22 protein-coding genes, 1 other RNA gene and 10 pseudogenes are annotated in these 24,814 nt (G+C 37.6%); 4 read left to right on the forward strand and 29 right to left on the reverse strand.

The genetic code is table 11. The features are described from left to right. Positions 1-36 precede the first annotated feature (36 nt). Positions 37-1,989, reverse strand: a pseudogene (gene metG / locus JCM13188_RS10870) (methionine--tRNA ligase). Positions 1,990-2,262: 273 nt separating this feature from the next. Here metG and abrB point away from each other — a divergent pair. Continuing rightward, entirely contained in the window at positions 2,263-2,544 is a 282-nt protein-coding gene (gene abrB, locus JCM13188_RS10875; RefSeq protein WP_054754067.1) for a transition state genes transcriptional regulator AbrB, read from the forward strand. Between the two features lie 32 nt (positions 2,545-2,576). Here the strand turns inward: abrB and rsmI are convergent. The 19 genes and pseudogenes from rsmI to ffs form a co-directional block, all read right to left on the reverse strand. Further along, a pseudogene (gene rsmI, locus JCM13188_RS10880) lies at positions 2,577-3,448 on the reverse strand (16S rRNA (cytidine(1402)-2'-O)-methyltransferase). Beyond that, the gene (locus tag JCM13188_RS10885) at positions 3,423-4,205 is read right to left on the reverse strand and encodes a tRNA1(Val) (adenine(37)-N6)-methyltransferase (protein WP_054754069.1); all 783 of its coding nucleotides are present in this window, start codon (positions 4,203-4,205) and stop codon (positions 3,423-3,425) included. The pseudogene rsmI and the gene JCM13188_RS10885 overlap by 26 nt, the downstream one beginning before the upstream one ends. Before the next feature lie 89 nt (positions 4,206-4,294). Beyond that, positions 4,295-4,633 carry a DNA replication initiation control protein YabA gene (gene yabA / locus JCM13188_RS10890; RefSeq protein WP_054754151.1) on the reverse strand — a complete coding sequence of 113 codons (339 nt, stop codon included), beginning with the start codon at positions 4,631-4,633 and terminating at the stop codon, positions 4,295-4,297. A 28-nt stretch (positions 4,634-4,661) separates the two neighbouring features. After that, positions 4,662-5,488, reverse strand: a pseudogene (locus tag JCM13188_RS10895) (PSP1 domain-containing protein). Positions 5,489-5,498: 10 nt separating this feature from the next. After that, a pseudogene (locus tag JCM13188_RS10900) lies at positions 5,499-6,343 on the reverse strand (DNA polymerase III delta subunit-related protein). Continuing rightward, positions 6,340-6,489, reverse strand: a complete 150-nt coding sequence (locus JCM13188_RS19080; protein ID WP_279401736.1) for a hypothetical protein — start codon at positions 6,487-6,489, stop codon at positions 6,340-6,342. The pseudogene JCM13188_RS10900 and the gene JCM13188_RS19080 overlap by 4 nt, the downstream one beginning before the upstream one ends. A gap of 15 nt (positions 6,490-6,504) precedes the next feature. Then, the gene (locus tag JCM13188_RS19085; RefSeq protein WP_279401737.1) at positions 6,505-6,666 is read right to left on the reverse strand and encodes a DUF327 family protein; all 162 of its coding nucleotides are present in this window, start codon (positions 6,664-6,666) and stop codon (positions 6,505-6,507) included. A 19-nt stretch (positions 6,667-6,685) separates the two neighbouring features. Further along, positions 6,686-6,943: a DUF327 family protein gene (locus tag JCM13188_RS10905; protein ID WP_054754072.1), complete on the reverse strand. Its 258-nt coding sequence runs from the start codon at positions 6,941-6,943 to the stop codon at positions 6,686-6,688. 15 nt (positions 6,944-6,958) lie between these two features. After that, entirely contained in the window at positions 6,959-7,288 is a 330-nt protein-coding gene (darA, locus tag JCM13188_RS10910) for a cyclic di-AMP receptor DarA (RefSeq protein WP_054754073.1), read from the reverse strand. 85 nt (positions 7,289-7,373) lie between these two features. Continuing rightward, positions 7,374-7,997: a dTMP kinase gene (gene tmk, locus JCM13188_RS10915; protein WP_054754075.1), complete on the reverse strand. Its 624-nt coding sequence runs from the start codon at positions 7,995-7,997 to the stop codon at positions 7,374-7,376. 13 nt (positions 7,998-8,010) lie between these two features. Then, entirely contained in the window at positions 8,011-8,499 is a 489-nt protein-coding gene (locus JCM13188_RS20950; RefSeq protein ID WP_369404967.1) for an Orn/Lys/Arg family decarboxylase, read from the reverse strand. Further along, positions 8,482-9,434, reverse strand: a pseudogene (locus JCM13188_RS20955) (aminotransferase class I/II-fold pyridoxal phosphate-dependent enzyme); the annotation flags it as partial. The pseudogene JCM13188_RS20955 and the gene JCM13188_RS20950, both read right to left, overlap by 18 nt. Positions 9,435-9,635: 201 nt before the next feature. Further along, positions 9,636-9,827: a sigma factor G inhibitor Gin gene (locus tag JCM13188_RS10930; protein ID WP_279401739.1), complete on the reverse strand. Its 192-nt coding sequence runs from the start codon at positions 9,825-9,827 to the stop codon at positions 9,636-9,638. 67 nt (positions 9,828-9,894) lie between these two features. Then, positions 9,895-10,383, reverse strand: coding sequence for a GyrI-like domain-containing protein (locus tag JCM13188_RS10935; protein WP_054754083.1), 489 nt, complete (start codon positions 10,381-10,383; stop codon positions 9,895-9,897). A gap of 103 nt (positions 10,384-10,486) precedes the next feature. Continuing rightward, the gene (locus JCM13188_RS10940) at positions 10,487-10,753 is read right to left on the reverse strand and encodes a pro-sigmaK processing inhibitor BofA family protein (protein WP_054754085.1); all 267 of its coding nucleotides are present in this window, start codon (positions 10,751-10,753) and stop codon (positions 10,487-10,489) included. Between the two features lie 78 nt (positions 10,754-10,831). Next, a pseudogene (recR, locus tag JCM13188_RS10945) lies at positions 10,832-11,427 on the reverse strand (recombination mediator RecR). A gap of 12 nt (positions 11,428-11,439) precedes the next feature. After that, positions 11,440-11,755, reverse strand: a pseudogene (locus JCM13188_RS10950) (YbaB/EbfC family nucleoid-associated protein). 41 nt (positions 11,756-11,796) lie between these two features. Beyond that, positions 11,797-13,488, reverse strand: coding sequence for a DNA polymerase III subunit gamma/tau (gene dnaX, locus JCM13188_RS10955; protein WP_054754087.1), 1,692 nt, complete (start codon positions 13,486-13,488; stop codon positions 11,797-11,799). A 167-nt stretch (positions 13,489-13,655) separates the two neighbouring features. Beyond that, positions 13,656-13,923: signal recognition particle sRNA large type (ffs, locus tag JCM13188_RS19090), an RNA gene on the reverse strand. 376 nt (positions 13,924-14,299) lie between these two features. On the opposite strand from ffs, the gene JCM13188_RS10960 reads away from it, so the two are divergent. Beyond that, a complete protein-coding gene (locus tag JCM13188_RS10960) occupies positions 14,300-15,895 on the forward strand; it encodes a BCCT family transporter (protein WP_279401751.1) in 1,596 nt (531 codons plus the stop codon). Between the two features lie 28 nt (positions 15,896-15,923). Here JCM13188_RS10960 and tadA read toward each other — a convergent pair whose 3' ends face one another. Further along, positions 15,924-16,373, reverse strand: coding sequence for a tRNA adenosine(34) deaminase TadA (gene tadA / locus JCM13188_RS10965; RefSeq protein WP_279401740.1), 450 nt, complete (start codon positions 16,371-16,373; stop codon positions 15,924-15,926). Positions 16,374-16,479: 106 nt separating this feature from the next. On the opposite strand from tadA, the gene JCM13188_RS10970 reads away from it, so the two are divergent. Beyond that, a complete protein-coding gene (locus JCM13188_RS10970; protein ID WP_054754091.1) occupies positions 16,480-17,763 on the forward strand; it encodes a glycoside hydrolase family 18 protein in 1,284 nt (427 codons plus the stop codon). Positions 17,764-17,822: 59 nt separating this feature from the next. Here JCM13188_RS10970 and JCM13188_RS19095 read toward each other — a convergent pair whose 3' ends face one another. From JCM13188_RS19095 to acsA, 8 genes and pseudogenes are all read right to left on the reverse strand, one after another. After that, positions 17,823-18,272, reverse strand: a complete 450-nt coding sequence (locus JCM13188_RS19095) for a DUF3891 family protein (protein ID WP_369404968.1) — start codon at positions 18,270-18,272, stop codon at positions 17,823-17,825. Next, positions 18,253-18,588 (reverse strand): DUF3891 family protein, encoded by a 336-nt coding sequence (locus tag JCM13188_RS10980; protein WP_279401741.1) that lies wholly within the window; start codon positions 18,586-18,588, stop codon positions 18,253-18,255. The genes JCM13188_RS19095 and JCM13188_RS10980 overlap by 20 nt, the downstream gene beginning before the upstream one ends. A 99-nt stretch (positions 18,589-18,687) precedes the next feature. Further along, complete coding sequence (locus JCM13188_RS10985; RefSeq protein ID WP_279401753.1) at positions 18,688-19,194, reverse strand: type 1 glutamine amidotransferase domain-containing protein; 507 nt, start codon at positions 19,192-19,194, stop codon at positions 18,688-18,690. 95 nt (positions 19,195-19,289) lie between these two features. Then, positions 19,290-19,790: pseudogene (locus tag JCM13188_RS20960) on the reverse strand (SidA/IucD/PvdA family monooxygenase); the annotation flags it as partial. Between the two features lie 40 nt (positions 19,791-19,830). Next, a complete protein-coding gene (locus tag JCM13188_RS20965) occupies positions 19,831-20,601 on the reverse strand; it encodes a SidA/IucD/PvdA family monooxygenase (RefSeq protein ID WP_369404962.1) in 771 nt (256 codons plus the stop codon). A gap of 31 nt (positions 20,602-20,632) precedes the next feature. Continuing rightward, positions 20,633-21,682: a purine/pyrimidine permease gene (locus tag JCM13188_RS10995; protein WP_279401742.1), complete on the reverse strand. Its 1,050-nt coding sequence runs from the start codon at positions 21,680-21,682 to the stop codon at positions 20,633-20,635. A 94-nt stretch (positions 21,683-21,776) separates the two neighbouring features. Continuing rightward, a complete protein-coding gene (locus JCM13188_RS19100; protein WP_279401743.1) occupies positions 21,777-21,980 on the reverse strand; it encodes a hypothetical protein in 204 nt (67 codons plus the stop codon). Between the two features lie 40 nt (positions 21,981-22,020). After that, positions 22,021-23,738, reverse strand: a pseudogene (gene acsA / locus JCM13188_RS11000) (acetate--CoA ligase). 241 nt (positions 23,739-23,979) lie between these two features. On the opposite strand from acsA, the pseudogene dppA reads away from it, so the two are divergent. Continuing rightward, positions 23,980-24,803: pseudogene (dppA, locus tag JCM13188_RS11005) on the forward strand (D-aminopeptidase DppA). Positions 24,804-24,814 lie beyond the last annotated feature (11 nt).

Consider the following 24,814-nt stretch of genomic DNA (forward strand, 5'->3'; position numbering starts at 1 on the left):
AAAAAAGGGACGAATTCCTCGCCCCTCCTTCAAAAACTATTTAACTTTTGCTCCGTTTGGTAGTGTTTGGTCAACAGATGCTAATGATAAGTTTCCATTGTCATCCTCACCTGCTAGAATCATTCCTTGTGATAATTCACCACGAAGTTTAACTGGTTTTAGATTAGCAACTAAAACTACTTTTGTCCAACTAACTCTTCTGGTTGATAGTACTGAGCAATGCCAGATACAACTTGGCGTTTTTCATCTCCGACATCGAGCTGAAGCTTAAGCAGCTTATCTGCCTTCTTAACCTTCTCAGCTTTAACCACTTCAGCCACTCTTAGGTCTACTTTAAAGAAATCATCAATGGTTATTTCGTTTGATTCTTCTTCTTTTTCTTCGGGCTTTTCTTTTGGCGTTGCCGTCTTCGCCATCATATCTTTAATGGCCTGAACTTCTTCTTCATTATCAAGACGCGGAAAGATTGGTGTTCCTTTCTTAACAACTTTCCCATCTGTAAGGACACCAAAGTCACTTAAGCTATCCCAACCTTGTAAGTTTGATCCTCTACACCTAATTGATCAAATATTTTTTAGGAGTAGATGTTAAGAAAGGTTGAAGCATAACCGCAATTTGACGTAATGATTCGACTAAATGAGCCATAACGTTACCTAAACGGTCTTTCTTCGCTTCATCCTTAGCTAATACCCAAGGTTCATTCTCATCAATATACTTGTTCGTACGGCTAACAAACTGCCATAACGTCGATAACGCAACAGAGAACTGCATGTTTTCCATCGCTTCTTCAACATCATCTCTTGTTTGTTTCGCTATTTGCTTTAAGTTCTGGTCATACTCTGTTTCATCTAATTTAATTGATGGAATATTTCCATCAAAATACTTATTGATCATGGCAACCGTACGATTTAGTAAGTTACCTAAATCGTTCGCTAGGTCATAATTGGTCCGTTCTACGAAAGCTTCTGGCGTAAAGACACCATCAGACCCGAACGGTACTTCACGAAGTAAATAGTAACGTAATGCATCTAACCCATAACGATTAATTAAATCGACAGGGTCAACAACGTTCCCTTTAGATTTCGACATTTTACCGTCTTTCATTAATAACCATCCGTGCGCAAACACTTTCTTCGGAAGCGGAAGATCTAGTGCCATTAACATAATTGGCCAATAAATCGTATGGAAGCGCACAATTTCTTTACCTACTAAATGGACGTCAGCTGGCCAATACTTTTGGTAACGTTCGTCATTGTCTGTGTTGTACCCTAGTGCCGTAATATAGTTAGATAATGCATCAATCCAAATATAAATAACGTGTTTAGGGTCACCTGGAACTTTAATTCCCCAATCAACAGTTGTACGCGATACAGCTAAATCTTCAAGTCCAGGCTTAATAAAGTTATTTAACATTTCATTCTTTCGCGATTCAGGTTGAATGAACTCTGGATTTTCATCGTAAAACTCAACCAAACGATCCACGTATTTACTCATTTTAAAGAAGTAAGATTCTTCTTTTACTTTTTCTACTGGACGTCCACAATCTGGGCAATTACCATCCTCTAATTGACGATCCGTAAAGAACGATTCACAAGGCGTACAATACCAGCCCTCGTATTCATCTAAATAAATGTCGCCTTGTTTCACTAAGCGATCAAAGATCTTTTCAACAATCTCTTTATGACGATCTTGAGTTGTTCGTATAAAATCATCGTGGGAAATATCAAGCTTCTCCCATAAATCTTGAATGCCGGACACTATGTTATCTACATAGTGTTGCGGTGTAACGCCATCTTCTTCAGCTTTACGCTGAATTTTTTGACCATGTTCATCGGTACCAGTTAAGTACATAACATCAAAGCCTCTTAGTCGTTTATAGCGAGCCATCGCATCACCAGCAACGGTCGTATAAGCATGACCTATGTGCAAGTTACCACTAGGATAATAAATAGGCGTAGTGATATAAAACGTATTCTTTTCTTGTGGCATGGTAAGATCCTCCTTAATTTGTGGTAGTATTTTGAAATATTTTTGTTTTCTATTTTTCAGATATTTGGTAAACTATTGTACAGATGCTAGATACTATTGTAACGATATCAATTTATTATTTCCATAAGTAAGGGAAATTTCTGTTGTTACAAGCTATATTAAAGAGATATTAAAATATGGTAACAATGGAATAAATTAAATTGACTTCCAAAATAATCAATGGTAATCTATCATCGTTAAGATAGCGAATTATATGATCGAGAGGAGAGAAAAATGAAATCAACTGGTATCGTAAGAAAGGTAGACGAGTTAGGTCGTGTCGTCATTCCTATCGAACTTCGCCGTACACTAGATATTAATGTGAAAGATTCGTTAGAAATTTACGTTGATGACGATAAAATCATCCTTAAAAAGTACAAACCTTACATGGCATGTGACATTACTGGGGAAATCTCTGATTCAAATGAACCAGTAGGTAATGGCAACATTGTCTTAAGTAAGGAAGGCGCGCAGCAACTAATTGATGAACTTCAAAAGAAATTTAATATTAAATAATACCTAGGTTACAGCATTGATGCTGTAACCTTTTATTCATGATAAGCTTGATAGACTTTGTTTTTGCTTGCCCTCGCTCTTTAGCTACCTTCTTAATAGCATCTTTGGGCGAATCCCCTTGACGTACGTAATGATCAACATGCTCTTTTACAGATAACTCTTCCCACCAGTTATTCTGCTCATCTTCAAATTCTAGTCGCCCCTCTAATACGATGCAAAACTCCCCTCTAAGTTCAGCATCTTCGCTTTTCATATATAGGCTGACCTCATCTAAGCTTCCGTAAACGTATTCCTCAAACTTTTTTGTAAGTTCTCTAGCAACCACAACTTTTCGGTCTGAAGAGTACACCTCATTCATCACCTCAATCGTATGTTTAACTCGATGTGGTGATTCGTAAAATATTAATGTATGATTCGCTTTCCCAAGTTCCTCAAAAACCTCTTTTAATTCCTTTTTCTTTCTAGGTAAAAAGCCGTAAAACGTAAATGAACCTGAGGTGATCCCAGAACCTACTAATGCGGTTAAGGCCGCATTCGCACCTGGAAGTGCAGTTACATTTACTCCCTCTTCTCGCACTCGCCTGACTAATTCAAACCCAGGATCAGAGATAATGGGCATTCCTGCATCACTTACGAGTGCAATTGTTTGTCCATCTTTTAAAAGGTTTATTAGCTTTTCTTCTCTCTCAAACTTATTATGTTCATGATAACTGATGAGTGGCTTTTCTATATTAAAATAATGAAGAAGCTTCTTTGTTTGTCTCGTATCTTCACAAGCAATCATATCGACACTTTGTAAGATTGAAACGGCTCGATACGTCATATCATCTAGATTACCAATGGGCGTGGGCACAATGTATAAGCCTGGCTCCTTTGAATCAAAGCTCTTTTGAATCTGAACCATGAACCCTGCTCCCTTCTTCACCGTATAAAATCTTCGCAACCTTCTCCGTGTAATGTCCATCTTCATCATGGATATAAATTGGAGGAAGGACTTTTAGGTCAGGTTTTCCATCGCGAATATATTCTATTAATATAATGTTGGATTCTTTGTGACTTTTAGGGTGTACAAACTGTATTCTCTTGGGTTCCAATTTATACTTTCGGCCGAATTCAATTAACTCCGTTAAACGTTTTGGTCTATGAACTATTGAGACCTTCCCGCCCGATTTAACTAGTTCACTACATGATTTTAAGACATCATCTAGTGTACAGTAAATCTCATGACGAGCAATCGCTAAATGCTCATTGTCATTCCGTTTATCCAAATCTTCTGTTTTGAAGTAGGGCGGGTTACAGGTAACTAAGTCGTAACGATGATAGCCGATCTTTTTTGCTAATCCGATTAAGTTTTCATTCATCATATTAATTTGGTCTTCTAAGTCATTTAGCTTAACATTTCGAACAGCCATATCATAAAGACGCTCTTGAATCTCAATACCTGTCATCGGGACTTTAGATTTCTTTGATAAAAATAATGGAATAACACCATTTCCTGAGCACAGGTCGATAATTTTCCCTTTTGTTATTGGAAGATATGTAAAATGCGCGAGTAAAACCGCATCAATAGAAAAGGCAAAAACAGACTCGCTTTGGATAATTCGGCGCTTATGATCTGCTAATAAGTAATCAATTCGCTCATCGCCTCGTAATTCTACCATTATAGTGTTTCCTTTCAGTATAAAATAAAACGAAACACACCGTGCGTTCTAAGGCGACGGTGCGTTTCCCCAATTGTTATGTTTCTATCCTAACCAAAGAATTTTAAACAAAAGATACAATCTTCTTCCTCACGAGGAGTCCCAAAATAGACATGACATATATGAAAGCCCTCTTCGTATATTCTCGCAAGATTATCGTATCCTTCTCCGACAGAAGCGTCATTGGACTGTTCGCTCGAGTCATGACTCGACCGGTCTTGTTTAGCAGAATCTGGCGTTAACTCATCTAAACGTTGACGCAAATGGTGGTTTTCATGCGCCAATTGATGGTTCTCTTCAACAAGTTGTACCAAATCTTTTTTCAACGTCCCAAAGTCTTCTTGGAGTTCTTGGAATCGTTTTTCTAATAATGAAAACCGTTCTAACATTTCTTTCTTGTTCAAAACATCCACCTCATTATTCTGTGGCTGGAACAGAAATCGCCCCTTCTTCAATTAGCTCATCTAATGTATACTCAACAACTCTTTCTAACTCAAAAAGTTCAACTTGAACGAGTTTCTCTAACATATTTAATCCAACGACTTTACCTTTTCCGTTGTCTGTCACGATTACTTCCCCTATATCTGGAAGTTCACGTTTAGCTTCTTCATATTGGTCATTTTCATACTTTAAGCAACACATTAGACGACCACATAAACCTGAAATCTTAGCAGGATTTAGTGATAAGTTTTGATCTTTAGCCATTTTAATCGAAACTGGTTCGAAATCTCCTAAAAATGTAGAGCAACAAAGCATACGACCGCATGGACCAATTCCACCTAGCATTTTAGCTTCGTCACGAACACCGATTTGTCTTAACTCAATTCGAGTTTTAAAAATAGAAGCTAAATCTTTAACTAATTCACGGAAATCGACTCTTCCTTCTGCAGTGAAATAAAATATAATCTTATTCCGATCAAATGTAAACTCTGCTTCAACTAAATTCATATCTAGACTGTGGTGCTTAATTTTATCCTGACAAACTTGAAAGGCTTCTTCTGTTTTCTCTTTATTTTCAGTTACAGTCAGTTTGTCCTTTTCATCTGCAACCCGAATGACTTTTTAAGTGGTAGGACGACATCCTCTTCGTCTACCTGCTTATTCGCAATGACGACTTTTCCGAACTCAATCCCTCTAACTGTCTCCACGATGACATAATCATCTGTCGTCATCTGAATTTCACAAGGGTCAAAGTAATATATTTTACCCGCTTTTTTAAAGCGAACACCAATAACTTCTACCAAAACGTTCACCTCACCTTTGTAACTTAAGGATTAAATATTCCATTGCTAATGTCGGATGTACGTTTTGTGCTAGTCTTCGTCTTGTATTTAAAATTTCATATATTAGGCTTTTGGCTTCCGACAACGATACAACATAATGGAACTTCTCTAATCGTTCTAATTGGTCAATCAAAACGATTGAATCTCGTTTATCTAAATGGAGCGATACAAGGTCTTGGAACCAAACGAGCAATAATTCCAAACCATATTCTAGTGACTCTCGCCCCTGAAAATGTTTTAAGTATGTTTGATGCAAATAAAGGTATCCTTCTTCACTAGAATTCATAACCTTATCCATTAATTGTACCACTATTTTTCTAGCTTCGGCAAACCAATCATCCTCATGAATTTCAAGTGCCTTCTGTGAGTCCAACTTCATGGCTGCAAACAGTTTAGAAGTCGATTCTGGTAAACCTTGTTCAACTAACTGTTGCTGCAAGTGATGATCTGTTAAGCTATGAAACTGAATCCGCTGACACCTTGAGACAATCGTATCAAGCATTTGTCCAATATGTGCTGTAAGTAGAATGGCAACTGTTTCACGACTCGGTTCTTCTAAAAATTTCAACAATCGATTCGCTGCATTCACAGTCATTTTTTCCGCTTCTTTAATGACATATACTTTCTGGTTTGATTCAAGTCCCGTGTATGTAAATTCTTTTTGTAAATACTCAATTTGCTCTTTTTGATGGACTGCCCATCAGGCTCAATCCAATGCAGATCTGGATGGTTTCCCGTTTGAATTCGTTTACAAGATGCACATTCATAGCAAGGGTTTGCCTCACCTTCATGTTTATTCTCGCAAAAATATCTCATCGCAAATAAGAGACTGGCTTCGTGCTTACCAGTCCCTGGTGGCCCATGAAATAATAGGCATGAGCAATTCGGTTTCTCGTTATACTATTTTGAAGCATCTTCGTCGCAACTGGTTGAGATTGTTCTAATTGAGCCCATGACGTCATCGCCGTTCATCCTAACTATGCCTGTAAATTAAGCAGAAGACCTTTGATCTCTCCAATCACATCCAATATTTCGATTGAAGATTTTTGCTCATTCAATAAATCTTCTGTTAATTGAATGAGGTTGTCATCGATTTGTTTGATTAGTGTTAGTTTTGTTGATTCCCATTCATGCTCCAATTTCTTGATTGCTCAAGAGTTAAACCGTTTGCACAGCTTCATCAATAAATTGGCGTACCATACGCTTATACTTTGCTAAATCTTCAAAAGAACGAAACCGAGCAATTTTCTCCCCTTGGTCGGTTAGGTTTTTCATTAATTGCTGAAGCTGAGATTCTCTCAGTTTACCTTTCTCCTGATTAACGGCTTGCTGAAAGGATACTTGAGAGCCTTTTCGCCCTTGCGTTTGTATTTTATTAGGTTCAATAGTTGATTTAACATCCTGATTAATCTTCATAAAAGGTGCACCTCTTTAAAAATGATGGAAGGCATCAACTGGTAAAACAAAGACAGTTGCTCCTCCGACTTCAACTTTAACCGGCTTTGGAATGTAAGAATCGGCATTCCCACCCATCGGCGAAATCGGTGCCACCATCTGCTCTCGTTTACTACAATTATCACGAATAATTTCAAGCGCAGCATCAACGTACTCATCATCTACACCGACCATTAAAGTCGTATTACCTTCCTTAAGAAATCCGCCACTTGATGCTAACTTTGTTGTTTTAAAATCCTTCTCCGTTAAAGCATCTTGCAAACGGTTCACATCTTTATCCTGTACGACAGCAAGGATTAGTTTCATCCTTTTCCTCCTTCAAACGTCTTTTATACTATTATAACAAGTTGTCAGACGATTTAGCAGTAATTTAGTCTAAAATCTACAATTATTAAAGATATTCTTTTACAATCTTTAAGCATTCTGATTGAACAGCTTCTTGAGACTGTTCAGCATCTACCGTTTTAATCCGGTCATGAAACCGATCTTTAAGAATTTGGTAAGCTTCAGCAACTTTTTCGTGAAAAGTTAATTTCTCAAGGTCGAGCCTATTTTGCTCCCTGCCCTTATTGTCTGCAATTCTTTTTAAACCAATTTGAGGGTCTAGTTCAAATAAAATAGTTAAATTCGGCATACAGTCATCAATTGCAAATTCGTTAATTTTGTAAACCTCATCAATGCCTAAGCCTCGTGCATACCCTTGATACGCCAAACTACTATCTACAAAACGGTCACATAACACAATTGTCCCTTTGTTTAAAGCTGGGATGACTTTTTCAACTAAATGTTGCCGTCTAGCTGCAGCGTAAAGTAGCGCTTCTGTTTTTCCATCCATTGCTGTATGATCTTTATTTAAAATGACTTCTCGAATTTTTTCTGCAATTTCAATACCGCCGGGCTCGCGAGTGTGAATGACATCATACCCTTCTTCTTTTAAATACTCATAAACGTATGTCAAAACGGATGATTTCCCCGCTCCTTCAACACCTTCAAATGTAACAAATAATCCTGACACGTTGATAAACCCCTTATTTTAATAAAATTTCAATCCCTTTTGATAAATCCTTACCAGAATACTGGATATATTGTCCACGACTAAAAGCTTGTTTAATCGCCGCGATATGATATTGATTAATACGTTCTCCTTTTAATAACAAAGGAACACCTGGTGGGTAAGGAATCACAGCTTGAGCCGCGATTTCACCTGCAGCTCTCTCCCAGTCCACCCACTTAGCCTTAAAACTTTTCAGTTCATTATAGCTATAATCTAACGATTTTATAGTCGCTTGTTCCAAAGTTATTGTATCACGTTTATCAAGTTTTCTGATGTTATTTTCTCTATTTTTAATTTGGTCAATCCAGTCTAGCTGAATAGGATTAAGATCTAAACCAGCCATAAACAACATTTGATTGTTTTCAACCATTTCAGGAAAGATGTGATGATGATTTAAAATGCCTTCAAAATGGTGAAGGTTATACTCATTCGATGAGACAATTACTTTTAACGGATCATCCATTCTGTTTTCTACCTTTTTAGTTCGTAAATATGGCAGTTCGTTAATTTTGATTCTTAATTCGTTGATATTTTTAATAATGGTAGATACGTTCGTCTCGGTTAATTGAGAAACAAATTGCCTAGCTAAATCTAACGAAGCCATAATTGGATAAGATGGACTGCTGGATTGAAGCATTTGTAGGTAATTTTTAACTGTTTCATGTGAAACTTTAGAGCTTTGAATATGTAAAAATGAACCCATCGTCATAGCTGGGAGTGATTTATGAGCTGAGTGAACAACTATGTCAGCTCCTGCTTCAAGTGCTGATTTAGGGAACTGATCACTGAGCGGGAAATGCGCTCCATGCGCTTCATCAACCAAGACAGAAATCGAGTTCTTATGGGCAATATCAACAATGGACGATAAATCATAAGTCGTTCCAAAATAATCCGGATGAGTTAAGACTAATGCTTTGATTTCAGAATAACCTTCAATCGCTTGTTTAATATCATTGGAATCTATATAAGAGTAACGCTCCGTTCTCTGATCAAATTTTGGTGAGATAAAGATCGGCCTTGCACCTGCTAATTCTAGTGCATTAAAGATTGATTTATGGCTATTTCGCTGGACTAAAACAGCATCCCCCTGCTTACACACGCTTAAGACCATAGCTAAATTCCCAACCGTCGAGCCATTTACTAGAAAAAAGTCTGATCTGTTTGATAAAGGTCTGAAGCTAGTAATTCGGCTTGTTTGATCGGTCCCTCTGGCTGATGTAAATCATCCAAGCCTTGAAGTTCTGTCAAATCATAAGGTAATAAACTATGAAACGACTCAGCTTCACTAGTAAAAACCTTTCCGCTTTTGTGCCCTGGTACATGGAAGGACACAGAATTATGTTCTGTATGTTTTTTCAAAGCCTCAAATAAAGGCGCTTGATTTTGATCCATCATCATTCTCCTCTTCAATTATCTTACCATGATGGGAGCTAGGTCATAAAGGGTAAGCAAGCCTGAGGAGTGATTCTATAGATGATGATGCAAGCTCTATGAGTGTGTTTTCTATTTCTATGGGTGAATATCCCTTTCCTATGGGCGTTAGTTTCATTTCACTTATTAAAAGAAAAAAGAGCAACCAACCGGCGCTCTTCAGTTAAATTATTGTATTAATAGATTTGAAACCTGACTACGTTTTAATCGATCCACATAATATTGATACCGTTCATCTTGTGGGTCCGTTTCTAACATTTCCTTCTCGCAACTCGTACAAATAAATGAAATAAGTAAATAAATGCCGTCTTCCTTCCACTCTTCACAAACCTTACATTGTTTCATAGATTTTTGTGCCAAGTTTCTCACCTCCATCAACTAGGATGGACAGATGAATCTAGTTTTATACTTAAATCTATGAAAAAAACTAAGATTTTTTCACTACGGGAATAAAAATATCAAAATGTGGGTCGTTTGGATCCTGGTCGATTGGATAATATTCGTGTTTAATCGGCATATGAGGATCGTAATAAGTGCACCCTTCTTCCTTTAACACTTCGTAGTCACTTTCTGCCAACCAGTTATGTAGATAGTTATAAGTTTGTACAACATCATCACCTTTGTGATGTGCTGTGTACATGTAAGACCATTCAGGCACTTGAAGCTCAACCATTCCAACTGGAACCTCTTGCTCATCTGAAACTTCAAAAACCGAGTAATGGGCAAAACCATCTTCAACTGTATGATAGGATAACCCCAACTGAACGGATGGATTGATCTTATACTCTAACTCATAAGCACGACCTTTCATGTCCTCTATGACACGCTTTAAACTTGGAATCTCTTGAAACGTTCCTTCCCATTTCAGTCCTACGGAACGGTAACTAGGTTTAGTGACAATGCTCCATTCTTTCATACTATCATCTCCCTAATATTTCTATCTTTAATCTTTTCTCTATATAATGTTAGTTTTCCTGCCAAAAATAACCGTAGACTTTTGTCTACGGTTTAACTACTTATTATGGGAGAATCATCAAATGAATTAAGATTAAGGCTCCTACCCCAAAGAAACCTAAAAACCCAGCAATCGCTGATGTAATGAGGTTAATCGGAATGTGGAGACCGAACATCGCCCCAAATACATTGGCGAAAAAGATAAATAATGCGCCAATCACAATTTTGATAACACCGAATGATGTTAATCGTATAATTTTTAAAGGCCTACCAAAGAAAAGCAATAATACCATTAAAGCAACAACGGCTAAAATGACAACTATTGGATCCATACCGAAACTCCTTTCGCTTGTCCTACTTTAACGTATGCTTGTAAGCGTTATAGTAGAACTAGGAAAGGAATTTTTACTTTATAAATATCGTCTACCTTCTAATGCTTTTGATAATGTAACTTCATCAGCGTATTCTAAATCTCCGCCAACTGGCAGACCATGTGCGATACGCGAAATCTTAATCCCCGAAGGTTTGACCAAACGAGAAATATACATAGCCGTTGCTTCCCCTTCAACATTGGGGTTGGTTGCTAGAATTAACTCTTGTACTTCGTCATCTTTTAACCTTTCAATTAAGGATGAAACATTGATATCTTCGGGTCCAATACCATCCATTGGAGAAATAGCACCATGCAGAACATGATATTTACCTTGAAAATCTTTCATTTTCTCCATAGCAATAACGTCTTTAGGATCTTGAACCACGCAAATAACAGATCCATCCCGTTCAGTGTCACCACATATACGGCAAGGGTCTGTATCAGTAATATGACCACACACACTGCAGTGAGTCAATTCACGCTTAGCATTAACTAGATTTTTTGCAAAATCAAGCACATCATCTTCTTTCATGTTTAACACAAAAAAGCCAGGCGAACTGCCGTTTTCGGCCCTATACCTGGCAATTTGGTAAAACTGTCAACCAGTTTGGAGATCGGTTCTGGATAATACATGGTGCAAGCCTCCTAGAAACCTGGTATATTCATCCCTTGTGTAAATTGCCCCATTTATCATTCGTTGTTTGATCAACTTGACCTAATACGTCATTCGTTGCAGCGATGATTAAATCTTGAAGCATATCCACATCATCAGGATCTACCACTTCTTCGTTTATTTCAATATCTGTAATTTCCTTTTTACCATTTGCAACGACTTTTACCATTCCGCCACCAGCAGTAGCTTCGAACGTCATTTCGTGTAACTCTTCTTGAGCCTTCATCATTTTCTTTTGCATTTTTGCATTTGTTTCATCATGTTATTCATGTTACCCATTCCTTTCATAATTAAGTCCTCCTAAAAATAATCATTATATTTAACTTAGCTTATTCCTTTATTTCTAAAAGCTCATCACCGACTAACTTTCGAGCCTCTGAGATAAACGGCTCCTCTTCAGATTCAGAAGCATTAGACTCCTTTGTTTCCTCAGAAGATTGTTGACTTAGAAAATCCTCTCTAATACTTTCCCACTCAGTATCTGGAATCGGTATAATGGTTAGCCTTTTTCCTATAAACTCTGATAAAGCATTTTCAATCATCTCTTGATTTTCTAAAACTAATGCACAATGAATTTCATATTTAAAAGATAAAATGAGTGATTTAGGCGAAGCTGCTCTTGGAGTACTATCAACTAGCTTTGCCCTTGCAGGAGGACTAGTTTGTTTTAAACTATCCATAAAAGTCGCCCAGTTAGACTTAACATTTCTCAAATCATCTTTTGTTGCCTCTGATAATGTATGACGCACTTTTTCATAAGGTACTTTGTATTTATTACCTCGTGACTGTGGCGCCTTACGCTTAGGTGCAGACTCTTGAGTTTGTGCAGTCACACCTTGTTCTTTAAGCTTGTTTAGTTCTTTTTCTAATTGCGAAATTTGTTGTACGAGTTCAGCTGACACCGAACCTTGGTCACTTGAAGTATGTTGTTTAGCTTGTAATTCATTGATATTTAATAATGCAATTTCAAGTAGTACCTTTGGGCTGTTTGTCCATTTCATGTCTTGCTGCGTCTGATTCAGGATATCGATGGACTGTTCTAGCCAATCATTCGTCATTTCCCTAGCAGTATCTTTAAACTGTTCATCAGGTATAGCGCGCACTAACACATCTTGCATATTTTGCGAGCTTGAATACATATATAAGTCACGCAAGAAATGGATAAAATCAAAAATAAAACGGTTAGGATCTTTACCTTCTTGCATACTTTCTTCTAAATGATTGAGCGCTTGTTTAGCCTCTCCATGACGAAGCGAATCTACCATAGATAATAGTCTTTCCTGAGAAATGGAACCTGTTACAGCTAACACATCATCCATGTCGATATGAGTGTCATCACTGTAGGCAATCGCTTGATCTAACAAACTGAGTGCATCTCTCATACCACCTTCAGCTGTTAGAGCAACATGAATTAAAGCGTGATCATCGTACTGAATATCTTCTTCATCTAATATATGCTTAATTCTTTCAACAATAACTTGATGTGTGATTCGTTTAAAATCAAAACGCTGACAACGTGAAATAATGGTTAGTGGAATTTTATGTGGTTCCGTGGTTGCCAAAATAAAAATAACATGCTTTGGCGGTTCCTCGAGTGTTTTTAATAAGGCATTGAAGGCACCTTGAGACAGCATATGAACCTCGTCTATGATATAAACTTTATAATCCACAGCACTCGGGGCATATTTAACCTTATCTCGAATCTCACGAATATCATCAACACCGTTGTTAGATGCAGCGTCGATTTCGATAATATCCGAAATAGAACCATCTTGTATGCCCACACAAGCGTCACATTCCCCGCAAGGTTCCTTGACAGGTGCTTGCTTACAGTTGATAGCTTTCGCAAAGATCTTCGCTGCACTTGTTTTACCTGTACCTCGAGGGCCAGAAAACAAATAGGCATGAGCGACTTTTTGCTGGGACATTGCATTTTGTAGAGTTCTTGTTATATGTAATTGTCCGACAACATCTTCAAATTTCTGAGGTCGCCACACACGATATAATGCTTGATATGCCATGGACAAACTTCTCCTTCTAAAGTCTCTATTTTATTATAACCGATTCAGAAGTATGATTTCAAAATTAATTAATGAAGATTATGAAACATAGAATTGAAGTAAGAAAGCAATGGTTTCGAAAGATCTGGTTTGAGAGTGGAAATACCTTGAGGTAATATAATATGTAACTGTGCACCTATCTTCGATGAAGTGATTCATAAGCGTTACGTAAGATCACAGCTCGATTTAGGCTATCCTACGACACACAAGAATGACCGCTTACTGCTGCTTCCTTCCGGACCTGACAGGGTTCACGGGTTCTCGTTGCATAGGACCCAAATGTCAACACTGCTCACTTACGGCAGACCTTAAAATCACTTCACCTTAGATAGGGATTCAGCCCCACTTTAGCGGATTGTGGGTTACAGGGCACCGCTACCTCCCCACCTAGCACAGCAATTACAAGTATAGTACGTTTTTATCTAAAATGCAATCATGATTTAGTTCCATATTATGTAACACTTCTCTAATAAAAATGTTATAAAAGTTTATAAGCTAAAAGATAGGGTATAAGACAAATATACTAGGCTGCTGTAGTTTGTTAGACTTGCATAATCTTATTAAATACGTTACATTCGCAAATGTGCTTTTTTTAAACCCACCATATATACTCTATTCAAGAGAGTGGAACATCTAAGTCGTTTAGATGTTTTTTTACGTCATTATGTCAGTCATGAAAATTTTACAAAATCTAAAAAAGGGAGAGTTTAATTTTTATGAGAGAAAATCCTAAAGGAATTACTTCTTTCAGTGGAGCGATTAAGACACCTGCATTTATAGTGTCCGTTATTATCGCTCTCATTTTCCTAGCTTTCGGCGTTTTTATGATAAATTTGGTACGTATGTTGATAAGACCTTTACTTGGGTCGTCGAAACGTTAGGTTGGTCATTTATTTTAGGTGGCAGTATTTTCTTAATTGTTGCCATATACTTAATGATTAGTCCTCTTGGTGAAATTAAATTAGGGGATGATCACGAAAAACCAGCTTATTCCACACCTGCATGGTTCGCTATGTTATTTAGTGCTGGTATGGGTATTGGTTTACTATTCTGGGGCGTTTCTGAACCTATTAACCACTACATGTGGCCACCACATGGTGAAGCAGAAACACCTGCAGCCGTTCATAAAGCATTGCAATATTCATTCTTCCATTGGGGCTTACACCCATGGGCAGTCTATGCAATTGTAGCAGCAGCATTAGCTTACTTTTCTTATCGTAAAAATTTACCTATGCTATTAAGCTCAACGTTAGAACCATTACTAGGACGAAAAAGGCTTAATGGGTTCTGGGGTAATACGATTAACATAATTGGTGTTATCTCGACTCTATTCGGTATTTCGACTTCACTTGGTTTAGGTGTTATGCAAATCGGTGGTGGTTTTGAACAATTATTCGGAATACCTAATGACACAGGACTTTGGTTAATGATTATCTTGGTCGTTACAGGTTTAGCGATTCTATCAACTACTTCAGGTATCGATAAAGGTATTAAATGGTTAAGTCAGGCAAACATTGGTGTTGCTGGTTTACTACTTCTATTCGTTTTAATTTTAGGGCCAACATTATTTATTCTGGAAGCATTAACACATTCTACTGGTGGTTACATTCAAAACATCTTTAAGATGTCATTTGGAATTGATGCTGCCGGTGAAGGAACTGAAGGTTGGTACGATGCTTGGACAATTTTCTACTGGGCATGGTGGATTTCATGGGCTCCATTCGTAGGAGCTTTCATTGCACGTGTGTCTAGAGGGCGTACGATTCGTTCATTTACAATGGGAGTCCTATTAGTTCCAACTGTTATTAGTATTGTTTGGTTCAGTGTATTTGGTGGTGCTGGTTTATTCTTAGAACACTTTAAAGAATCAAGTATCTGGAATGCAGTTAGTGAAGACGAAGCACAAGGTTTCTTCGCTTTACTTGATACATTCCCATTCTCTAGTGTACTAATTATCATTGCGATGCTTTCGTTAACGGTATTCTTTATTACATCAGCCGACTCAGGTACGTATGTGATTGGAATGCTTACATCTAAGGGTAATGAAAACCCACCTCTAGGATTACGTATTATTTGGGGTATAATTGAAGGTGGGTTCGCTGCCGTTCTACTACTTGCTGGTGGTTTAGGTGCCTTACAAACAGCTGCTGTAGTGGGTGGTTTCCCATTCATGCTAATCATGTTCCTTATGATTGGTTGTTTAATTTACGCACTAAATCGAGAACTAAAAGACGGTTCTTTACCACAAGAACGTGCTAGAATTTATGCAGCTTTAGAAGATCTTAGAGAAGAGAAGAAAATCCGAAAAGGCATCATCCAGGATCAGAGTACAGATAAATCAGACAAAAAGAATAAATTAGACGAATAAAGCTCCTGCAAATTTATTGCAGGAGCTTTTATTTGTTTCTCAATTTTTTAAAGAAATCTTTTAATAACTGTGAGCATTCTTCTTTTAAAATCCCTTCTTCTACAGTTGCTTGGTGGTTAAACCTTGTTTCTTGCATTAAATTTATCAATGTACCACCACAACCTGCTTTGGGATCGCTTGCCCCAAACACGACATGAGGGATTCTCGATTGGACAATCGCACCAGCGCACATTGGACAAGGCTCAAGAGTAACATATAGGGTGCACTCCTCTAAACGCCAACTACCGATATGCTCATTCGCTTCTTTGATCGCTATCATTTCAGCGTGGGCATCACTTCGTTGTAAAGTCTCGCGTTTATTATACCCTCTAGCAATAATGTTTCCTTCATACACAATCACAGCACCTATGGGTACTTCATTAATTTCTTCGGCTTTTTTAGCCTCTTTGATTGCTTCTTTCATAAACTCTTCATGCATCATTGTCACCTCTTACCAATAGTATCATACCATAATCATGGATAGCATAAGCCTAATTTTTAATCATACATTTAAGTTAGGTAAAGTTAGAAAGGAGTGCACAACGTTGTTAATTCATATCGTTGAGCAAGGCGATAGCATCTACTCGATTGCTAATCAGTATCAAACAACCATTGATGAACTAGTTCAAGTTAATGGCTTAGACCGACCGGAGGATTTAGTCATAGGTCAGGCATTAGTTATACCAACAGACATTTATACTGTGCAACGAGGAGACAGTTTTTACTCAATAGCAAACCGCTTTGATACAACACCACAAGAGCTAGCTAACTATAATAATCTAAATCCCAATACACCATTACAGATCGGCCAAGTACTAGAAATCCCACAACCTGAAAAGACGGACATTACAAGTAATGCGTATATTGAGCCGATAGGAGATACCGTTAGCGAAACCCTTCAGCAATCTGCAAGAGCCAGAAGTCCATACTTAACTTATTTAGCTCCGTTCAGTTATCAAGTTAATCGTGATGGAACGCTCATTCCCCCTCCATTAGATGACTTTCCAGCAATCGCAGCTGAAAATAATGCAACATTAATGCTAGCGGTCACTAATATTGAAGACGGGCAATTTAGTGAAGATTTAGGAAGATTGATTGTCACTGATGAGAATGTACAAAACACATTACTTGATGAAATTATTCAAACAGCTAACGAAGTCGGTTACCAGGATGTTCACTTTGATTTCGAATTTCTACCAGCGGATAGTAGAGAACAATATAACCAATTTCTAAGAAAAGCCAAAGAACGTCTGAGCGCCAATAATTTGATGATTTCAACTGCCTTGGCTCCGAAAACAAGCGCGGAACAGACCGGGCAATGGTACGAAGCTCATGATTATCAAGCACATGGAGAAATTGTAGACTTTGTCGTGTTAATGACTTACGAATGGGGATATAGCTACGGACCACCGATGGCTGTTTCGCCAATTCAACCAGTAAGAGGTGTGGTTGAGTATGCCTTAACAGAAATGCCAGCTGAGAAAATTCTACTCGGGCAAAATTTATATGGGTATGACTGGACATTACCATTTCAAGAAGGCGGAGATCCTGCAGAAGCGTTAAGTCCTAACCAAGCAATTCAACGAGCAAGGGAATATAATCAGGAAATTGAGTTTGATCAAGAAGCTCAAGCACCATACTTTTTCTACTGGGATGAAAATGGTAATCAACATGAGGTATGGTTTGAGGATGCAAGGTCCATCCAAGCTAAGTTTGACCTTATAAAAGAATTAGAATTAAGAGGCATTAGTTACTGGAAACTCGGTTTAGCATTTCCTCAGAATTGGTATATGCTTAATGACCAGTTTAATATTAGGAAATTAAATTAGACACAGCAGTTGAAGTGCACAATTATGTGTATTTCAACTGCTTTATTTTTTAACAATTATTAGTCAGAGATTGTAACGTTTCGGACTTGTTCCTTAGCACGCCCATATGCACTTGCTAACCCAAATTGAACTATTTCATTTTGAGTTATTTCAACATAAGGAATTGATACCTTAAAAGAAGCTTTAAATGGAAATGGACTCACCTTAATTATTTCTTCATTAATCCAGTGGGCATTCATTTGTTGGCGGAGTCCCGAAAACTTTTGCCTAAAGCCATCTTTAAACATAAATATTTCATCCTCTTTAGACGTATTCGGTTTATTTAAACAGATGTATAGTGATAAGTCATCACAAAATTGAAGTAAATTGAAATGGAAATCGACGACTTGTTCTTCTAAACCTTCTAATTCTAAACTATTTCTTAGATGATTCTGTCTGTCAATTTCCCGGGAAATAAACCGAGAAATATTAGAATCTGTCGATTTTTGTTTATAAAAACGACAGGAAATGTAGGCTGTTTAAGTAGCCTGCATAAGGAGATAATTGTTCCACTTCTGTGGCCCCATTTGTATAAGCTTTTAATTTGGGTTCTGTTGGATAATCCATAAAAGAGTGCGGAATTTCTTTTTCATCGTTCCAAATAGGTTCTTTATCAAGCGGAATCCAGGCCTTGTCATGTTCTCTTATAGCTATTTGCACATCTTTAAACCATTCATGACCTATAAATAAATCATCGCGCCAATACGGTACAAACTGTCCACTTAAGATTGAATGATTATGTTGAGTAAATAATTGATATTTGTCATCATGAGTGGAAACAATCATCATATCATCCCTTTTAACCTTTTTATTATTGTATGTAAAACAAAGTTTATAATTGCAAAAGGCCCAAACCTTAAGTTTGAGCCTTTTATATTTATAAGATTACTTTTCCAATACTCTTAACGTTTCTTTATTAAATGCCGGAATGTCATCTGGTTGCCTGCTTGTAATCAGTTGATCATGGCAAGAGACTACTTCTTCATCTTTATAGTTAACACCAGCATTCTCCATATCAACACGAATGGATTTAAAGCCTGTTGCCATTCTACCATCTAATGTCTTTGCAGTGATTAATAACTGCGGTCCGTGACAAATGGCAAAGACAGGTTTGTCGTTCTCCATGAAATGTTTTGCAAACCAGACAAAGCGTTCGTCACCACGTAATATATCAGGTGAAAAACCACCAGGGATAAACAATGCATCAAATTCTTCAGGTTTAACCTCATCTATTCCAGCATCGATTTCTACCTCTGCCTCACCTTGTTTACCTTCAACAATTTTACCTTTTTCCTTTTCAATGGTTACGACCTCGTGCCCTGCTTCACGGTAAGCATTAGCCGGCTCCGTATACTCACTGTCTTCAAACATATTTGTAATTAAGCATGCTATTTTTTACCCATGTTCAATGCCTCCTTTAGACATAATATAGGATTCAAATGTTGCTTACATTTTTATGCATTCCCGCTACAAATAAGATTAAACATTTAATCGTTCTTAGGTAAAAACTGCTGAAAGATCTGCGATTTTTGAGTGTTAAATCTCATCTCACCTGTTAGATCATTAATGATCTCCATATTGCGCTGAACCGCAAGACCTAAATTAGTTGCGGCAGTGCCATGAGAGTGTTCTAAGTTGGTGACAATATAGAATTTATTCTCTTTAGGTTCTTTAAAAGTTAGTTCATAATTCCGCTTAACTTTGAACAGTTTTTCATCTTCCCAAACAACCTCATCTTCATATCGTTTCATAAACCAGTCAGGAATATTAGGTTTATAACCGGTTGCTAGAATCACTTTTTCAGTTTGATAATCAAATTCAGTTTCTTCCTGCCATTGTTTACTTTTAAGTAAATAGCCTTGATCGTTTTTCTCAATGCGCTTTACTTCAGTTAATGGCTGAATCGTTATTTTCGGGTCATGACCGCCAACAGAATAATGATAAAGCATTTCATAGATGCCATTTAGTGTACTATAATCAATCCCATTTCTTAAAGGGTCTAGCGTATCTAAGGCTTCTTTACGTTTTTTAGTGGAAGCTGGTGAAAATAATCGACATAGTCAGGCGCAAAGAATTCTTGGCCAATTTTGCCGCTTCTAATTGAAAAATCCCCTCTGATCTCGTGAGCCAGCTCAAATGAAACTCATAGTTTTCACGTTCTTCTAGTAAATCATAAAAAATTTCAGCTGCACTTTGACCTGAGCCGACAATGGTGATGTGATCAGATTTCATTAATGCTTCTTTCTCAAATAAATAACGACTCGTATGAAGCACATCTTCATTCGGAAAACCTTGCATGGACTCAAGCACTAAAGGTTCACTTCCAGTCGCCGTGACAATATGCTTAGCAAAATAAGAATCCGTTTCGTTCGTGTCGGTATCTAGAATAATGAGCTCATAGTAACTTCCATGGTCGTCTGAATGATCAATGGCATCAACCACTTTCTTACCGAAATAGACCCCGCTTATTTGATCCGTTGCCCACTGCAAATAATCATTGTATTCATTTCTAGGAACCTCTAACTTTTGAAAAAAGAAAAACTTATAAAGCCGATCGTGCTCTTTTAAATAATTTAAATAACTGAACCGGCTTGTAGGATCTGCAAATGTTACTAAGTCAGCCATAAAAGGCACTTGTAAATCGGCCCCTTCAATTAACATTCCAGGGTGCCACTCCATCTTAGGTGTCTGGTCGAAAAAGATCCGATCAAGATCTTCCATATCTTCTGTTAAAGCTGCTAAGCTTAAATTATAAGGTCCTACTCCTATCCCAATAAAATCATAGATCTTTTGTTCCACTCCATCACCTACTTATATCAGCATATTTATATTATGTACTTGCTTGTTTATTTCTATCTTCATTTTTCCATATTTGTTCTAAAAATACGGCCAATACTGTACCAACTAACATCCCGTTACTAATCACTTGTCTTACCGTTCCAGGTAACTCTGCAAATGCTTCAGAAGGAATAAACATCAACCCCGAACCTAGAAGCAGAGAAATTGTAATAATGGTTAATCGTCTATGATCAAGTCCATCTGCGAATAGATTTCTTAGTCCTAATCCCATCAATTGAACGAAAGTTGCAAGTAACGCAGCATTAGCTACAGGCGATGGAATTCCAGCTAAGAAGGATATGATAGGTGGGAAAAATGCAACTAAAATTAATAACATCGATGCCCACATAAATGGACTTTTACGCTTTTCGCCTGTTAATTGTATAAAACCCGCTGATGATGCTAAAGGAACAACTGCTACACTTGAAAAAATTCCTGAAATTCCATGGTTCACACCAAGCATAAAACTTCCACGATTCATCTGGCTGACAGAGAAGTTTGACTTTCCTTCAATGACTTCCGTAGCAGCTGAAAGTGAAGCTACAATATTGGATAATAAAATAAGTCCGGTTAACACCGCTACTGGTACAATACTCCAATCAAACTGAGGTGTTCCCCACGCAAACCATTCAGGCATTGATAGCCAATTTTGTGTCGTAAGCTTAGTTGTTGAATCTTTAAACATGACAAATAAAATCCAGCCTAACCCAATGCCTAATAGCACAGCATAGCTCTTAACCCAGCCATTAAAGAAATTAGAAAAAACTAAAACTGCAATAAATGTGACCATTGCAATCAGAAAGCCATCTAATTGCGCCGTCGTCACTTGGTCAGATAAACCAAACATTCCCTGAAGGAAGGTGCCACTTAATTGAAATGTTAGTAAAGTCAGAAAAACCCCTGTTACTAAAGGTGTAAAATATGAAATAACTTTACCTGATATCTTAAATACCCCAAATAAGATTAGTAAAACACCGGTTAAGATCATCCCCATCTCAAGCATTCGTAACGCCTCTAACCCTGCAGCACCTGTAGAGCCCACACTCGCCGCAAATACAGCAAACGTACTTACCCATAATCCTGCAGGCCCATCAACATTGGTAACTTATGCCCTAGCCACCCTTGTAAGAAACACGCTATGCCAATGACAAAAAGGTTCTTTGCATAAGTAGCATAATGGCCATTGTATCCATTTGAAAGATTGATCCAATAACGATTGGAATGGCCACTGCATTGGCCAGTAAAAATATAAACCACTGAATAATTGAAAACATAACATCACTGCTTTCTATCTTGTTGTTCATTAATTGAATTATAAACGATTTACGGTGATCAACCAAAAAGAGTGCCCTAATTTTTTTAGGACACCCTAACATAATCTTATTCTTCTAATGTAGACGTATCACCTTCAGGCAAGCCTAGTTCGCGAGCTTTTAACAGACGACGCATAATCTTACCACTACGCGTTTTTGGAATTGAATCTGTAACATCCATTTCACGAGGTGCTGCGTGTGCTGCTAATCCTGTTTTGACGAATTGACGAATATCTTCTAGTAATTCATCTGATTCTTCATAGCCTTCATTTAATGAAATGAACGCCTTAATAATTTCTCCACGTTCAGGGTCAGGTTTACCAATAACACCTGCTTCTGATACCGCTTCATGCTCAATTAACTTACTTTCGACCTCAAATGGTCCAACACGTTCACCTGATGTGTTAATAACATCATCTAAACGACCTTGGAACCAGAAGTAACCATCTTCATCAAGATAGGCACTATCACCAGATACATACCAACCATTTAAGAAGTAGCTTTCATATTTTTCAGGGCGCTTCCAAATCGCACGCATCATGGCTGGCCAACCTTCTTTAATCGCAAGGTTCCCCATACGATTAGGTGGTAATTCATTTCCTTGATCATCCACGATCGACGCCACTACTCCTGGAATTGGTTTACCCATGGAACCAGGGCGAATTTCCATTGTCGGATAGTTACAAATGAGCTGAGCACCAGTCTCTGTCATCCACCATGTATCATGAATACGGCGATCAAATGCTTTTAAGCCCCAATAAACGACTTCTGGGTTTAACGGTTCGCCGACACTTAGAATATGGCGTACCGTTGATAAATCATACTTTTTAGCAACCTCTTCTCCCGCACTCATTAATTTACGGAAAGCGGTAGGTGCAGAGTACCAAACAGTGACTTTATATTGATCCAATGCTTTATACCAAGCATCCGGCGTAACGTCCTCCCACTACAACGTTAGTAACTCCGTTTAACCAAGGGGCAAATACACCGTAACTCGTACCAGTTACCCAGCCCGGATCGGCTGTACACCAGTACACATCACCTTCTTGTAAATCTAGAACCCATTTTCCTGTTTGATAGTGCTGAATCATAGCGTTATGAACATGGAATACCCCTTTAGGCTTACCAGTGATCCAGATGTATAGTGAATGACCATTCCATCTTCTAGATCAACCCACTCAATATCGAAATCGTCACTAGCATTTTTCATTTCTTCATGATAGTCAATATAACCATCTTCAATATCTTTAGAATCACCGACTAGTACAACCTTCTTTAAATCAGGTAACTGATCTTGTGGTACACGATAAAGTAGGTCAGGTGTCGTAATAAGCATAGTCGCTTCACTATCTTCAAGGCGGTCATGAACAGCTTGCTCCATAAACGCTTCGAATAAAGGACCAGCAATTGCACCTACTTTTAGAATTCCTAGAAAACTAGCATAGAACTCAGGTGATCTCGGCATAAACAAGAAGACACGGTCACCTTTTTCAATGCCTTGCTTTTTCAATACATTTGCGAATTTATTACTCTGCTTGCTAAGTTCTTCAAATGTTAATTTTCTTCCCGATCAGGTGCTACATAATGAAGAGCAACTTGATCTTTCTTATTAGGGTTTTCTGCATGTCGATCGATAGCTTCATAGGCAATATTAACTTTTCCTGTGTCATACCATGAGAAAGCTTTTTTTGCTTCTTCCCAGTCAAAGTTTTCATAAGTTTGTTTGTAGTTGTCCAAGTTGTGTTGTCCATTTGATCCTTGTAATTCTTTTACTTCTTCTGCCATTCTATCACCTCAACTATTTTTTAATTTAAATAACAATTTCCTTAAACACATAACTTAAAACAAAATTTTCATATTATGTGAAAATTCTGTTACTAACTATTGTATATGAGAAAGCGCTTTTTTTAAAGTGATAAAATTTCCACCATATAATCTGATGAAAAAATTGATTTTTTCTAAATATTTGGTAAATTTATATACATTAAAATAAATATTTTTACATCATGGAGGGAGCTTACTATATATGAAATTGTATATGTCTGTGGATATGGAAGGTATTACTGGTTTACCCGATTATACGTTTGTAAACCCTCAATTCCATAACTATGAACGTGCAAGGCGGATTATGACCCAAGAAGCTAACCACGTTATTGAAACCGCTTTTAATAATGGCTGTGACTATTTTTAGTTAATGACAGCCACTCTAAAATGAATAATTTACTTGTTGATGAATTATATGAAGAAGCTGAGCTGATCACAGGCGGTGTTAAGCGTTACTCTATGGTGGAAAGCCTGGATGATTCTTATCAAGGAGCTATCTTTCTAGGCTATCACGCCCGTGCTGGACAACCTGGAGTCATGTCTCATTCGATGACTTTTGGTGTGCGTAATTTCTACGTCAATGATACGGCCGTTGGAGAATTAGGTTTAAACGCGTACGTTGCTGGTTACTATGATGTACCTGTCATCTTAGTTGGTGGTGATGATTGTGCATCTCATGAAGCAGAGCAGCTTATACCTAATGTCGTAACAGCACCTGTTAAGTATTCAATTACGAGACAGGCCGTAAAATCATTGACACCGAAGAAATCTGGAGAACTTTTAAGAGAGAAAACCATTGAAGCTATTAATCTATTAAATCGAATTGACCCGTTAACTCCTCCAAAACAACCAACTTTCAGAATTGAATTTAATAACTATGGTCAAGCGGAGTGGGCTGCGATTATGCCCGGTACCGAAATCGAACCAAATAGTTGTATCGTAAAATTTGAGGCTAAAGATATATTAGAAGCATACCGTGCCATGGTGGTCATGACAGAATTAGCCATGAATTCAACATTTAATTAAGGGGGGAGTAA

It is taken from the genome of Piscibacillus salipiscarius JCM 13188, from assembly GCF_001311865.1.
Lineage (GTDB): Bacteria > Bacillota > Bacilli > Bacillales > Alkalibacillaceae > Piscibacillus > Piscibacillus salipiscarius.